The 13,507-nt window shown below is 71.3% G+C and carries 15 protein-coding genes; 2 read left to right on the top strand and 13 right to left on the bottom strand.

Annotated elements, in window-relative coordinates; all coding sequences use genetic code 11:
* Positions 1 to 65 precede the first annotated feature (65 nt).
* Entirely contained in the window at positions 66 to 752 is a 687-nt protein-coding gene (locus ACPXBU_RS20650) for a Type 1 glutamine amidotransferase-like domain-containing protein (protein ID WP_425759238.1), read from the bottom strand.
* Between the two features lie 24 nt (positions 753 to 776).
* Positions 777 to 1,664, bottom strand: a complete 888-nt coding sequence (locus ACPXBU_RS20645) for a metallophosphoesterase family protein (protein WP_425759237.1) — start codon at positions 1,662 to 1,664, stop codon at positions 777 to 779.
* A gap of 138 nt (positions 1,665 to 1,802) precedes the next feature.
* Here ACPXBU_RS20645 and ACPXBU_RS20640 point away from each other — a divergent pair, with 138 nt between their 5' ends.
* Positions 1,803 to 2,654, top strand: coding sequence for an alpha/beta fold hydrolase (locus tag ACPXBU_RS20640; protein ID WP_425759236.1), 852 nt, complete (start codon positions 1,803 to 1,805; stop codon positions 2,652 to 2,654).
* A gap of 88 nt (positions 2,655 to 2,742) precedes the next feature.
* On the opposite strand, the gene ACPXBU_RS20635 is transcribed toward ACPXBU_RS20640, so the two are convergent.
* The 6 genes from ACPXBU_RS20635 to ACPXBU_RS20610 are packed head-to-tail and all read right to left on the bottom strand — an operon-like array spanning position 2,743 to position 8,363.
* Positions 2,743 to 3,759: a methyltransferase gene (locus ACPXBU_RS20635; RefSeq protein ID WP_393371335.1), complete on the bottom strand. Its 1,017-nt coding sequence runs from the start codon at positions 3,757 to 3,759 to the stop codon at positions 2,743 to 2,745.
* A gap of 42 nt (positions 3,760 to 3,801) precedes the next feature.
* Positions 3,802 to 4,431, bottom strand: coding sequence for a hypothetical protein (locus ACPXBU_RS20630; RefSeq protein ID WP_425759235.1), 630 nt, complete (start codon positions 4,429 to 4,431; stop codon positions 3,802 to 3,804).
* On the bottom strand, positions 4,428 to 5,834 hold the full coding sequence (locus ACPXBU_RS20625) for a selenium-binding family protein (RefSeq protein ID WP_425759234.1): 1,407 nt from the start codon (positions 5,832 to 5,834) through the stop codon (positions 4,428 to 4,430). The genes ACPXBU_RS20630 and ACPXBU_RS20625 overlap by 4 nt, the downstream gene beginning before the upstream one ends.
* Before the next feature lie 14 nt (positions 5,835 to 5,848).
* The gene (locus ACPXBU_RS20620; RefSeq protein WP_393371328.1) at positions 5,849 to 6,580 is read right to left on the bottom strand and encodes an ABC transporter ATP-binding protein; all 732 of its coding nucleotides are present in this window, start codon (positions 6,578 to 6,580) and stop codon (positions 5,849 to 5,851) included.
* Positions 6,553 to 7,386, bottom strand: coding sequence for an ABC transporter permease (locus ACPXBU_RS20615; protein WP_393371327.1), 834 nt, complete (start codon positions 7,384 to 7,386; stop codon positions 6,553 to 6,555). Before ACPXBU_RS20615 ends, ACPXBU_RS20620 begins: the two co-directional genes overlap by 28 nt.
* Positions 7,383 to 8,363: an aliphatic sulfonate ABC transporter substrate-binding protein gene (locus ACPXBU_RS20610; protein ID WP_425759233.1), complete on the bottom strand. Its 981-nt coding sequence runs from the start codon at positions 8,361 to 8,363 to the stop codon at positions 7,383 to 7,385. Before ACPXBU_RS20610 ends, ACPXBU_RS20615 begins: the two co-directional genes overlap by 4 nt.
* 177 nt (positions 8,364 to 8,540) lie before the next feature.
* Here ACPXBU_RS20610 and ACPXBU_RS20605 point away from each other — a divergent pair, with 177 nt between their 5' ends.
* Positions 8,541 to 9,716, top strand: coding sequence for an LLM class flavin-dependent oxidoreductase (locus tag ACPXBU_RS20605; protein ID WP_425759232.1), 1,176 nt, complete (start codon positions 8,541 to 8,543; stop codon positions 9,714 to 9,716).
* An 87-nt stretch (positions 9,717 to 9,803) separates the two neighbouring features.
* On the opposite strand, the gene ACPXBU_RS20600 is transcribed toward ACPXBU_RS20605, so the two are convergent.
* The 5 genes from ACPXBU_RS20600 to ACPXBU_RS20580 form a co-directional block, all read right to left on the bottom strand.
* Positions 9,804 to 10,145, bottom strand: coding sequence for a DUF1036 domain-containing protein (locus ACPXBU_RS20600; protein ID WP_393371318.1), 342 nt, complete (start codon positions 10,143 to 10,145; stop codon positions 9,804 to 9,806).
* A 3-nt stretch (positions 10,146 to 10,148) separates the two neighbouring features.
* Positions 10,149 to 10,526, bottom strand: a complete 378-nt coding sequence (locus ACPXBU_RS20595; RefSeq protein ID WP_425759231.1) for a hypothetical protein — start codon at positions 10,524 to 10,526, stop codon at positions 10,149 to 10,151.
* A gap of 450 nt (positions 10,527 to 10,976) precedes the next feature.
* Positions 10,977 to 11,735 carry a VOC family protein gene (locus tag ACPXBU_RS20590; protein WP_425759229.1) on the bottom strand — a complete coding sequence of 253 codons (759 nt, stop codon included), beginning with the start codon at positions 11,733 to 11,735 and terminating at the stop codon, positions 10,977 to 10,979.
* Positions 11,736 to 11,821: 86 nt separating this feature from the next.
* Positions 11,822 to 12,367 carry a GNAT family N-acetyltransferase gene (locus tag ACPXBU_RS20585; RefSeq protein ID WP_425759227.1) on the bottom strand — a complete coding sequence of 182 codons (546 nt, stop codon included), beginning with the start codon at positions 12,365 to 12,367 and terminating at the stop codon, positions 11,822 to 11,824.
* Positions 12,368 to 12,462: 95 nt separating this feature from the next.
* Positions 12,463 to 13,281: a hypothetical protein gene (locus tag ACPXBU_RS20580; RefSeq protein WP_425759226.1), complete on the bottom strand. Its 819-nt coding sequence runs from the start codon at positions 13,279 to 13,281 to the stop codon at positions 12,463 to 12,465.
* Positions 13,282 to 13,507 lie beyond the last annotated feature (226 nt).

Genomic DNA, 13,507 nt, shown 5'->3' with positions numbered 1-13,507 from the left:
TATGGAACAGGCCTTGGTTGTGGACCCGCCCGATGTGGGCTGGCTCGGCCGGAGGGTCGTCTCGGTCAGGGGTTGATCAGCCTCCAGTCTCCTTCGGAGATGACCTCGACGGTGCCGTCGACCACCTTGATGGCGGTGCTGTCGTCAATGGCGTAGGTCGGGATCGGGATTCCGGAGGCCCACTTCTGGATGTCGGACAGCGTGGTGTCCTCCATGTCCGGATGATTGAGGTGGGGGTACAACGTGAAGTCCACAAGCCCCAGCGCCCGGTCGGCACCCTGCGCCATGTCGCTGCCGTCCGGGACGAATGCGAGGTCGAATTCGGCGTCGCAGTTGTACGGGGTGACCGCGATGCTCCCGGCGCTGACCCCCACATAAACCGTGTCACTCAGCGACGGCAGGAGATCGGCCAGGCCCGACTGGCGGAGCCAGTAGGTCAGGTACAGCACGTCGCCGCCCCAGACCAGGAGGGCATCGGCCTCCCGGACCGCCGGGGCCCAGTTCTCCTGTCGAATGGTCGGCAGCGCGGTGAGTTCCAGGATCCCCAGGGACTTCCAACCGAGCTGGGTCAGCGGGATCTCAGCCCGGCCGTGGATCGCCGTCCACGCCCGCTCGGCTCCGCCGGGGAAGGGGTAGATGCCGGTGGGGACGAACAGGGCCGTGGCCTCGGCGATCGGCTTGCCCAGCAGGTCGACGAGCGCGTCGGAGATGCTCGGGTTGCAGATGCCCGACGACGTGAGAAGAAATTTCATCAGATCCGCTCTCCTTGCCCGTCTCTACCCGCTGACCGGTCGGGAGGAATCGGAGAGGCCCCGCATCCGGCGGAGGTCCTCGGCGGGGTTGATGGTGCGCACCGGATCGGGCACCGGCCCGCGCCGCCGCCACTCGCGCGGGTAGCCCAGCGAGACCTCCTCGAACCGCACCTCGTCATGGAACGTGGTGCGGGGGATGTGCAGGTGCCCGTAGACCATTGTGGCCGCGCCGAAGCGCAGGTGCCAGTCGCGGGTGCGGACGGTGCCGCACCACTGGGCGAACTCCGGGTACCACAGGATGTCGGTCGGCTCGCGCACCAGTGGATAGTGGTTGACCAGCACGGTCGGCAGGGCCGGGTCGCGTGCGGCCAACCGGCGTTCGGTCTCGGTGACCCGGGCGTCGCACCACGCCTCGCGGCTCGGGTAGGGGTCGGGGTGCAGCAGCGCCTCGTCCGTGCACACCACCCCGGCCGCGTGCGCCAGATCCAGTGACTCCTGCTTGGTGCGCGCCGCCGGCACCCGGAACGTGTAGTCGTAGAGCACGAAGAGGGGGGCGATCGTGGCCGGGCCGCCCACGCCGTCCCAGACCGGGTACGGATCCTCCGGGGTGACGACGCCCAGCCCACGGCACAGTCGGACCAGCTCCTGGTAACGCGCCTCGCCGCGCAGTTGCACCGGGTCGTTCGGTGGGGTCCACAACTCGTGGTTGCCCGGCGCCCAGACGACGGTGGCGAACCGGCTGCTCAGCACCTCCAGTGCCCACTGGACGTCGGCGTACCGCTCGGCAACGTCGCCGGCGACGAGCAGCCAGTCACCGTCGTGCTCCGGGCGCAGCTCCTGCACGAACGCGCGGTTCTCCGGGTAGGCGATGTGCAGGTCGCTGACGGCCCGCAGCCGGGGGGAGGGACTCACACGTCGAGGCTAGGCGCTCGTGCCCCGATCGGCACACCCCGATCCGGCGTGCTGGGCGATTCCCACCGCCGGCATATCCGCCGACTCGGCGGGAAAGCCGCGACGTCCGACAGCCCGAGACCGGAGCAGGAGACAAACATGCCTTTCATCACCGTGGGTACGGAAAACTCCGCGCCCATCGACCTGTACTACGAGGATCACGGTTCCGGTAAGCCGGTCGTGCTGATCGCGGGTTTCCCGTTCAACGGGGCGACCTTCGAGAAGGCGACAAACGCGCTCCTCAAGGCCGGATACCGGACGATCACCTACGATCGACGCGGTTACGGCAACTCGGCGCAACCAGCCTTCGGGTACGACTACAACACGTTCGCGGCTGACCTCGACGTGCTGATGACCGAGTTGGACCTGAACGAGGCGACCCTGGTCGGCCACTCGATGGGCACCGGCGAGGTGGTCCGCTACCTGGCCAACTACGGCTCCCGCCGAGTGAGTCGCGGCGTTCTCCTCAGCCCGCTGCAACCCATGCTGGCCAAGGCGAAGGACAACCCGGAGGGCGTCGACACGAGCCTCTTCAAGGGCTTCCAGGACGCCATCATCAAGGACCGCTACGCGTACCTGACGTCGTTCTGCGACGCGTTCTTCAACCCGGACCAGAACATGGGCAAGCGGGTCAGCGAGGACGCGTATCGGGGGCACTGGCAGATCGGCGCGATGGCCTCGGCCAAGGCCACCCACGACAGTGTGGACGCCTGGCAGGAGGACTTCCGCCAGGACCTGTCGAAGATCGACGTACCGATCTTGATCATGCAGGGTGACCAGGACCGGGTGCTGCCCTATCCGGTGACCGGTCAGCGGCTGGGGCCGATGATGCCCACCGCCAACCTCGTCACTCTCAAGGGCGCTCCGCACGGCATCCCGTGGACCCACGCCGACGAGGTCAACAAGGCGATCATGGACTTCATGAAGCAGCCGGCCAAGGCTCGCGCCTGACCCGTACCGGTAGCCGATCGGACGCCGGCGTCGTGAGACGCCGCGACACCCGGCCCAGGGTTCGCACCGGGGCCGGGTGCCGCGTCGGTCAGGGCCGGTGCGCCACCACCGCGCCGTTGGCGCCGGGGGCGTCGAACGGCACCGTACGCACGTCGACGAAACCGGCGTCGGTGAGCCAGGCACGGTATTCCGCGCCCGAGTAGTTGCGCCCGCCCTCGGTCTCGACGAGCATGTTCATGCCCATCAGCGCCGCCTCCGGCGGCCCGGTGCGCTCGTCGTTGAGCAGCAGCTCACAGACGACGATCGCCCCACCGGGCGGCAGCGCCGCGTGACAGCGGGCCAGCAGCGCCCGGTTCGTGGGCTCGTCCCAGTCGTGCAGGATCATGCTGAGCAGGATGACGTCGTGCCCGCCCGGCAGCGCCGGGTCGACGAGGAAGTCCCCGGCGACCGCCTCGATCCGTTCGGTCAGACCGGCCTCCGCGATCCGCTCCCGCGCCCGTTCGCACACGTGCGGCAGGTCCAGCACGGTGGCCCGCAGGTCGGGCAGGCGGCGGCAGAACTCGATCGGGAACGCGCCCGCCCCGCCGCCCACGTCGAGCAGGCGGCGATGCGCGGAGAAATCGTACGCGTCGGCCAACGCGCTGGCGGTGAAGCTCGACGTGGAGAACATCGCGTCCCAGAACTGGGCCAGCATCGCCGGATCTTCGGTGTCGAACATCGACTGTTGGGCCTCCGGGTCCCAGGTCAACGGCCGATCCGTGCGCAGGGCCTCGCCGATGCGGTGCCAGGGCAGGTAGGTGCGCAGGTCCGAGTAGCGCACCTGCGCGCCGAAGTAGTAGGGGCGACCCTCGACCAGGAACTGCTCGGCCAACTCCGTGTTGCGGTAGCCGTCGCCGGCCTTCTCCAGCAGGCCGAGCGAGGCGCTGGCGGCCAGCAACAGGTCCGCGGGCCGGTCGGGCAGCCCGAACTCGGCGGCGACCTCGTCGACGGTCATCGTCCGCCCGCTGGCCAGCCGGGTGAACAGGCCCAGCTCGACGCCGACGGCGAGGGTCTTGAACCCCCAGACACCGGCCACCAGCCGCATGAGAGGAGTGGGAGTGGTCACGGAAACATCAGATCACAGGTTCACTTCATCCACGATGGTCGTTCACGACCGGATGAGCGTCACCAGCCCGGCCGCGACAAGCACGCCGGCCCAGAGCCGATCCACGTTGAACCACGCCCGACGCAGCACCCCGACCCCGAGCACCTGGTAGACGAGCATCGCCACGACCAGGGCCGTGCCGAGCATGGCCACGGTGTGCACCCCCGCCGCCGCGAGCCCGGACAGCGCACCGACCGGCGCGGCGGCCAGGTGCCCGGCATGACCCCCGGACACCGGCGCGGCCACCAGCAGCGGCAGCAGCATCAACCCCGCGCCGTGCGCCGACGACATGAGGAACGACCAGCCGGCGAGCTGCGCCGAGGACAGCCGCATCCCCGCCCAGCGGAAGTGCCGTTCGGAGAGCAGCCGCCACAGCCCGAACGCGACGAGCAGCACACCGCCGACCACCGCCAGGGCGGTGCTCGCCGTCACCGACCGGGTCGCGCTGACCAGCGCCGCGACGATACCCACCGAGGCGAGGTGCCCCGCCGCGATCGGCGGCAGCGACCGCAGCAGTGCCGCCCGGCTGCGCTCCTGCAGACCCCGGGCCACCGCGAACAGCCAACCCATCGCCGGGTTCAGACCGTGGAACGCGCCGAGCGCGGCGAGCGTCACCCAGGTGGCGACGGTCACGGGAAGCAGTACGAGTCGGAGGACGCGTCCCCGCCCTGCAACCGGGTCTGGTGCACCCGCAGCCCGCGGAACTCCTCCCCGTGCGGGAAGAACCTCTCGTCGGCGGTGAGCCCGCCGGCGTCGGTGTCGACGTCGAGCTTCGCCAGCCAGGCCCCCACCCCGTCGGGGTAGAACTGGTCGTCCCAGGCGCCGTAGAGGGAGTTGCTGACGTAGACCCGCCGGCCGTCGCGGCTGACCTCGACCATCTGCGGGCCGCCCGCGAGGGCTTCATCCGGCGCGGACGGGTGCGCGGTGCGGCGGACGATCCCGCCGAGGCGTACCGAGCCGGTCTGCACGGGGTGCAGCGGGTCGCTGACGTCGTACTGGCGGAGCTGCCCGGTGCCCCAGCAGGAGACGTAGAGGAACCTGTCGTCGACGGACAGGTCGATGTCGGTCACCAGCGGCGGCACCGCGCCGAACGGCTTGAGCAGGTCGGGCAGATCGGCCGGGTCGGCCGGCTCCGCCGGGATGTCGATCACCTTGGTGACCGCCCAGGCGTCGCCGTCGCGGTGCCACAGCCACACCGAGGCGGACAGGTCCTCGACGCTGATCACCACCCCGACGAACCCGTACGACTTCGTCGGGTCGTGCGCGGGGCGCAGCTCCAGCGGCATCTGGTACTGATCGCCCAGGTCGACGCGCTGCACGTGTCGACGCTTCGCGAGGTCCCAGAAGTGGATCGCGTGGCCGTAGCGTCGGCCCAGCAGCAACTCGCCGACGATCCCGTCCTCGATCATCGACGGGGTGCCCCACTCGCTCGTGACAAGCACGTCCTGGGTGAGGTGCCACCACACGTCGTACGCCAGGAACTGCGGACCCCGGTCGGACTCCCACGCCCCGCGTACGTCGAACGTGGTGTGGTCGAGGATGGCGATGCCGCCCGGCCCCTCCGCGCCGTCCGCGCCGCCGAGGGCGGAGAGGTAGATGCCGTCCGGACCACAGTGCACGGTGTGCGGGCGCGAGTAGCCGGCCTTCTTCGCCAACTCCTCCGGGCCGATGACCTTTACCACCTGGGGCTGGCGCGGATCGGGCTGCGTGTCGAGCACGTGGATGCGCGACGACCGCAGACCGGGCACGATCAGGTAGCGCCGCTCGACGTGCGGGTGCGGGGCGGTCGGGCAGAGCGCGCTGCTGCACGCGTTCCACCCGAAGTGGTGCAGCTCGTCGCCGAGGTGCGGCAGGTCCGTCCAGCCGACCACGGTGCCGTAGGTGGGGGAGTCGGGGTCGGTGTCCAGCACCACGATGGCGTCCGGACGTGTGGCCGTCCGGTCGAAGGCCGCCACGTAGGCGAGCTTCTCCGCCGGCGCGGCCACCGCCTCCCGCGGGGAGGGATAGAACGTGGGATCGGGGGTCCAGCGGGTCATCGGGTCTCCGCTCGTCAGGTGGTGGGTACGCCGAGTCGGTCGAGCAGGTGCCGGCGCAGCGCGCCGAAGGCCGGGTCGTCCGGCGTACGGGTGGGGGCCAGGTCGACGGGCAGGTCCGCGGCGATGCGGCCCTCGTCGAGGAGCAGGATCCGGTCGGCGAGCAACAGCGCCTCCTCCACGTCGTGGGTGACAAGCAGGGCGGCGAAGCCGTGCTCGGCGCGCAGCCGGCGCAGCAGGACCTGCATCCGCAGGCGGGTCAGCGCGTCCAGGGCCCCGAACGGCTCGTCGAGCAGCAACAGGTCCGGTTCGCGGACCAGGGCCCGTGCCACGGCGACCCGTTGCGCCTGCCCACCGGACAGCTCCGCCGGCCAGGCGCGGTCCCGTTCGGCGAGCCCGACCTCGGCCAGCGCGCGGCCGATCCGGCCGGCGGTGTCCGCGCCGGTCAGCCCGAGCCCGACGTTTGGCGCCACCCGCTTCCAGGGCAGCAACCGGTGCTCCTGGAAGACCACGGCGGCGGTGCCGTGCACGACGATGTCGCCGCTGGCCTCGCCGTCCAGCCCGGCGAGGATCCGCAGGAGGGTGCTCTTGCCGGAGCCGCTGCCGCCCAGCAGCGCCACCACCTCGCCCCGGGCGATGGTCAGGTCGACTCCGGCCAACACGACAGTCGGCCCGAACGCCCGGTGCACCGCGTGCGCGGTCAACACCGGCGTCGTACCGGTCAGGTGGCCCGCAATCCGCGACGCCATGTCAACATCCTCCTCTCCAGCACCCGCAACGCAAGGTCGGATATCAGCCCGAGCAGGGCGTAGACGAGCAGGCCGAGCACCACCACGTCGGTCTGGCTGAACTCCCGCGCCTCCATCATCAGAAAGCCGATGCCGGTCTGGGCGTTTACCTGTTCGCCGACGACCAGGCTGAGCCAGGCCGCGCCGATCGCCAGGCGCAGGCCGAGGAACAGCGACGGCAGCGCGCCGGGCAACACCACGTGCCGCAGTCGGGCGGCCTGGCCCAGCCCACAGGTACGGGCGGCCTCCACCAGCCGCTCGTCGATGTCCCGGATGCCGGCGTAGGTGTTGAAGTAGATGGGGAAGAACGCGCCCAGGGCCACCAGGCTGATCTTGAGTGACTCGCCGATCCCCACCCAGATGATCAGCAACGGGACCAGGCCCAGGTGCGGCAGCATCCGGGCCATCTGCACCGGTGGGTCGACCAGGTCGTCGCCGAGGCGCAGCAGCCCCGCCACCGTGCCCAGGACCAGCGCCAGGACGCCGCCGATCAGCAGCCCCGCCCCGGCGCGGGTGAGGGAGTCCAGCAGGTGCACGAGGAGCGTCCCGTCCCGGGTCAGCCGCCAGCCGGTGGCGAGGACGTCGCTGGGCGCGGGCAGCTTCTCCGGTGCCAGCAACCCGGTCCGGGCAGCCAACTCCCAGCCCAGCACCAGCGCCACCGGGCTGATCAGCCGCCGGTAGCGCCGGGTCGGCCGGGGACGCCGAGGCAAAGCGGGCGCGGCGGTCACGACCTCGTCGGGTGCCTCGGCGAGCGTGGTCCGGCTCACTGGAAGACCGCGCTGAACCGGTCGTCGACCCGGGACCGCAGGTCGACCGGCCCGGGAATGAGCTCCAGGGCGATGAAGCTGTCGGTGATCGCCTGGAGTTCGTCGCCGATGGCCGGGCTGACCGGGGCCAGCGGCCGGGCGCTGCGGGCCAGGGCGCGGCTGGTGACGTCCTGCGGGATCTTCAGTTCCGGCGCGAGGGTGCTGGCCCGCTCCTCGGGATGGGCGATGCCCCAGTCGGTCACCTCCCGGTAGCGCTGGAGGAACTCCTTGACGTCGTCCGACCGCTTCGTGACGGCGTCCGGGGCCGCCAGGACGTACTCCCGGTTGCTGGCCAGACCCGTCGCGTCCGCGAGCACCTGGACCCCCGGTTGCTCGGCCAGCGCGAAGTACGGGTCCCAGATCACCCAGGCGTCGACCTGGCCGCCGTCGAACGCGGGTCGCCCCTCGGCGGGCTTGAGGTACTTGACCTGGATGTCCTTCAGGGTCATGTTGTTCGCCTTGAGGAGCTGGACCAGCAGCCAGTGCACGTTGGACCCCTTGTTCAGCGCCACCGTCCTGCCCTTGAGGTCGGCGAAGCTGCGGTAACCCCGGTCGGCCTTGACGAGCACCGCCTCACCCTGCGGAATCGGCGCCGAGGTCCCGATGATGGAGAACGGGATCTTCCCGGCGGCGGCGAAGACGGGTGGGGCCTCGCCGACCTGTCCGATGTCGATCGAGCCGGCCTTGAGGGCCTCGGTGAGCGCCGGGCCGCTCTCGAACAGCGACCACTCCACGTCCGGCGCGGCGCCGCGCGCCTTGACCAGGCTGAGGCCGCCGAAGCGCTGGTACCCGATCCGGAGCTTGCCCCCGCCCTCCCCGGCGTCGGCCGAGCCGCCACAGGCGCTCAGGACGGCCGTGGCGAGTAGGGCCACGGTCGTCAGCGCGGCGGTGGCCAGGCGACTGTGGTGCGGGGGACGGCGGACCGAGGGGGTACGCATGGCGGCTCCTTGGGTGGTCAGGTGTGCCGGGCCGCGTCGACCGGCGTGAGTGCGTGGGCGGTAGCCTACTAACCCGATAGGTTTTATGGGTAGGCTGTCGGCGCGATCGTCCCACCCCTCAGGAGGTGCCCGCCGCACCGCGTGCGCCGCCCGTCCCCGCTGGAGGAAAGAGCCGCGATGACCCTCACCTTCCACTGGTTCCTGCCCACCAACGGCGACAGCCGGGACATCGTCGGCGGCGGACACGGCGTACCGACAGGCGCCGCCGGAGGAGCCCGCCCGGCCAGCGTGGCGTACCTGGGACAGATCGCCCGCACCGCCGAGCAGCTCGGCTTCGTCGGCGCGCTCACCCCGACGGGCGCCTGGTGCGAGGACGCCTGGCTGAGCACGGCGATGCTGACCGAGGTGACCGAGCGCCTCAAGTTCCTGGTCGCCTTCCGACCCGGGCTGACCTCACCCACCCTGGCCGCCCAGATGGCCTCGACCTTCCAACGGCTGTCCCGGGGCCGGCTGCTGCTCAACGTGGTCACCGGCGGCGAGTCGTCGGAGCAGCGGGCCTACGGTGACTTCCTGGACAAGGACGCCCGGTACGCGCGGGCCGACGAGTTCCTGCACGTGGCGCACGCGCTCTGGCGCGGCGAGACGGTCGACCACGCCGGCACCCACGTACGCGTCGAGCAGGCGAGGCTGCACCGGCTACCCGACCCGGTCCCACCCGTCTACTTCGGTGGGTCGTCGGCCGCCGCCCTGCCGGTGGCGGTACGGCACAGCGACGTCTACCTGACCTGGGGCGAACCCCCGGCGCTTGTCGCCGCCAAACTGGCCCGGGTCCGGGCGCTGGCCGCCGACGCCGGGCGCGAGCTGCGGTTCGGCATCCGGTTGCACGTCATCGCCCGGGACACCGCCGAGCAGGCCTGGGCGCAGGCCCACCGGCTGCTCGACGGGATCGCCGAGGCCGACATCCGGGCCGTGCAGGACGGGCTGCGCCGCAGCGAGTCCGAGGGGCAGCGCCGGATGCTCGACCTGCACGGCGGCTCCCGCGACGGCCTGGAGGTCGCACCCAACCTGTGGGCCGGGGTCGGGCTGGTCCGCGGCGGGGCCGGCACCGCGCTCGTGGGCAGCCACACCGAGGTCGCCGACCGGATCGCCGAGTACCACGCGCTCGGGATCGACGAGTTCATCCTCTCCGGCTATCCGCACCTGGAGGAGGCGTACTGGTTCGGCGAGGGCGTGCTGCCGATCCTGCGCGACCGCGGACTGTGGCGGCACCCCGACGGACCGCCCGGCGTGGCGGAGAACATCGATGTGCCGTTCGCCGCGATGCCCACGCCGCAGCCGGCCGCGGCCCACTGACCGACCGGCCCGGCTGGGTTCTGGCTCGCCGATCATGAAGGTCGCTCGTCATCCACGCCCGGATCGGGCCCGAGCGGGAGTGGCGGCTCACGGTACGAGATTGATCGTGTGCTTGTCGCTGGGTATGTAGACCTCGCGGAGCCCGACGACCCGCGCGTTGGTACTGCCGGTATTCGAGCACCAGCTGAAGGCGGTCTGCGGGACGTAGATGGGTCCGTACGGGCCGGTCCACACCGTGCCATCGGCGGCCTCGGCATAGTAGTAGGCGTAGCGATTGTTCGTGTTCAGCACGTACGCTTGGCCGCCGTTGTCGATGGTCCACCAGCCCCGGGTTGCCCACGAGGAACCGTCGGAGTTGCAGCCGGTGTCGTAGTACATGATCGCGACCCAGATCCGAGGGCCGTAGCTGTTGCGGAAATGCAGCTGCATCGCTCAGCCCTCCACGGTCCACGGCGCCGGGCGGCGGCTCAGCGGGGTGTTGATGATGCGGCTGTGGTTGGGGGCGAGACGGGCCCCGGAGGCGGTGCCGGGCGCGGGCCCCGTCGCCTGGCCCGGCCGGACGTCGGTAATGCTCCCGGTGTGGGCCCGGTTCGCCTGCTGGGGGGCGATCCCCGGTGCCGGCGGGGCGCCGAATCCGCCCGGCGCGTCCGGGACAGCCGGCGCGCCGGTGCCATTCGCTGACGCGCCGGCACCGACCGCGGCGATGCCGGCGGCAGTCAGGCCGAGCACGCCGCCGATGCGGAGGAGTACGCGCCTGGTGAACGACGCGTCGGCGGGATCGGGTGGATTTGGGTACGGGGAATCAGGCATAACTCGGTCCCTTTCCGATTGCCTTCTCCGGCGGGGCGGATCTGGCCGTTTCGGCCGGTCGCTCATCCGACAGGCGATAAGGATATTGGCGCTCCCGCATCGAAGGTATGACGCCTGTTATCAACCGGTCCAGGGTTTGGAAGAAAGGGCACAACCCGAAAAATCCCGAATGACCACGCTGAATGCCTCGGCCAATTCTCCAACTGTCCGAAATTGGCCTCTCGCATCGTGCGCGCGCTCGTCGATCAAGGGCAAGCGCGCATGCTTTGATCTCCGATCCGCGCGCTCTAGTCCCCGGTGCGCCGCCGGCGTTTCGGGCCGAACGGCCTGTGTGTCAACCGCCCGGACGGCAAACCGGCCGAGCCGCTTCCCGTCCGGGAAGAGGCGGGTTACCTCTGGCTGCTGCCCCCGGGCCGGGCCGCTGACTCCGGCGCGGGTGTTCCGGCCTGATCAGCCGGACTCGCCCCCGGGAGCGGCGAGGACGCAGAGCTCATGTCCGTCAGGGTCGGTCAGGCAGATCCAGGAGACGTCGCCGCCCTGGCCCACGTCGAGATCGGCGGCACCGAGCGCGCGCAGGCGGACGGCCTGGGCGGCCTGGTCGTCGCCGGTGTCGGGCCGCAGGTCGAGGTGCAGCCGGTCGAGTGTGGGCGTGGTGCCGGGGACGCGGACGAAGGTGAGGTCCGGTCCGGTGCCGCGGCCGGACCGCAGGGTGGCCCGCTCGCCGGTGACGGCAACCACGGGCCAGTCGATCGCCGCGCCCCAGAAGCGAGCCATGGCGGGCGGGTCGGTGCAGTCCATGACCACCGCGGAAATGGGGCCGGTGTCCCGGCCGGTCTCCTGCGGTCCTGGTACGCAGAACTCGTTGCCCTCCGGATCGGCCAGCAGGGCGCAGGACGCGCCGAGCCGATCGGCGCCGGCGGGTTTCGCGCCAAGCCTCTCCAACCGGGCCAGCAGCTCGGCCCGGTGTCCGGGCGAGCTGCTGGCGAGTTCGAGACGCATGCGGCTCGTTGTCGCTGTCTTCGGCTCGGGGACCGGGACGATGTCGATGCCCAGGAAGTCCGGGTCCGGCCAGACCAGCTCGGCTCGGGGCCCGACGTACGTGGTGACGCCGGGGTGGAACGCGTTCCAGCCGAGCGCCTGAGCCCAGAACTCGCCGACCGCGACGGGATCGACTGCCTTGATGTTCACATGAGCCGGTCGCAGGGCCATGCCCCGATTCTACGGGCCGCTGGTCGCGCCGGTCTGCTCGTCGACCCGTGTACCGGGTGTCCCAGCCCAGCCAGAGGATCCACCGCCTACAGGTCCATCGCGTAGACCCGGACCCGGCGGCCGGTGTCCGGCTGCACCGTCTCGCGCTCCAGCGACATGCCCAGCTTGACCATCACCCGCGCCGACGCCTCGTTGCCGACGACGTGGATGCTGACCAACCGCCGCAGGGCGAGCGCGGCACGGGTGTGGGCGACAACGGCCTGGGCCGCCTCGGTGGCCAGGCCCCGACCCCAGTACGCGCGGCCGAGCCGCCAGCCGATCTCCACGGCCGGCATGATCTCGGGCAGGAAGGTCGGCGTCGCCAGTCCGGTGAAACCGGCCAGCTCGCCGGTCTCTCTGACCTCCACCCCGTACAGGCCGAAACCGTGCTCGTCCCAGTGCCGCTGGTAGGTGGCCAGACGCTCCGCGGTCGCGGCCCGGTCCAGGGTGCGGCCGTCATGGATGTAGCGCATCACCTCGGGCTGCGCGTTGACCGCGGCGAACGCGTCCAGATCATCGCCCCGCAAGGGGCGCAACAGCAGTCGCGGAGTCGTGAGGGACGAGGCGGCAGGGAAACCAGTCAGGTCAGGCACGTCCCCTTCGTAGCATTTCGGCGTCCACCGGGTTGTCCCCGAACGGTCCGGTACGGCGAACGCCCGCACCGGAACAGCCGTCCCGCGCGCCGACCTCAGACGCCGGTGGCGTCCCAGACCACGACGCGGACGACGAACACCTGATCCCTGCCGGGCGGGGCGATGGTCGCGAACCCCACGCGCCCCTCCGAGGTGCGGAAGCAGAAGTCCGCCCCCGGCGTGAACGACGCCCGCGCCGACCCGGAGCCGCCCTGGGCGCAGTCCTGGTACGCCCGGCGGGGGTCGCCGCCGGAGTACTGGTAGACGTTCGGCGGGTTGGCCACCTGGATGTTGTCCGACCGGAGGTCCGCCCAGTCGTGGTACAGGTCGAGCCCGTCGGTGGCCCCGCCGGCGTGTTTCACGACGACCTGCTGATTCGGCTTATCCACGTCGATCGCGGCAGCGCGGGGCAGCACCACGTTGCGCTCCACGAGGACGCGCGGCGTGTCCGGGTCGACCACGGCCGTACCGTTGGCGCTCGGGGTGGCTGGCGTCGGAGAGGCCCCCACGGTCGGGGTGGCGGCGGTGGCCGGCGGGGAAGCGCCGCCCGCTGCCGACGGTGTGGGCGTCGAGGTGTCACCGGCGACGGGTGGTGGCGCCGACGAGCGGCCGAGTTGTGTCGCCGCGACACCGCCGAGCAGCACACAGCCGAGCGCGAGCAGCGTGATCGCCAACCTGGTCCGTCGGTACCAGAACCAGAACCCTCCGAGCAGCAACACGGCGGTGAGGGCGAGGGCGATCAGCAGCGCGTCCCGGCGCAGCACGCTCTCCACCGCCGTGACCACGCCGAGGACGTTGGCGGCCACCCCGACCACGGTGAGCGTCCGCAGCCGCCGCTCGCCGTCACCGTTCGCCGCGGGCGCTGACTCCTGCATCGGGTGCCTCCCCAGTGGCCGGTGCCCGATCGCGCCGCAGCCCGACCGGGACGGCGGAAAGCCCGCCCAGGTCATGCTCTCACCGGACCGCACGCCGCCGCGGACCAGGACACGCGGGTGCCCGACCCATCCGTGGTCGACTGTTGCCTTGGTCGGTGGCGATCCTCTACGGTCTGCTCAGCGGTGGGCGGTGCGGTCCGCATCCGACCGGACACCGCCGGTTGCC

Origin of the sequence: Micromonospora sp. DT231 (assembly GCF_049847025.1) — a bacterium.
Classification (GTDB): Bacteria; Actinomycetota; Actinomycetes; order Mycobacteriales; family Micromonosporaceae; genus Micromonospora.
This window is presented reverse-complemented; position numbering and strand designations above follow the sequence as displayed.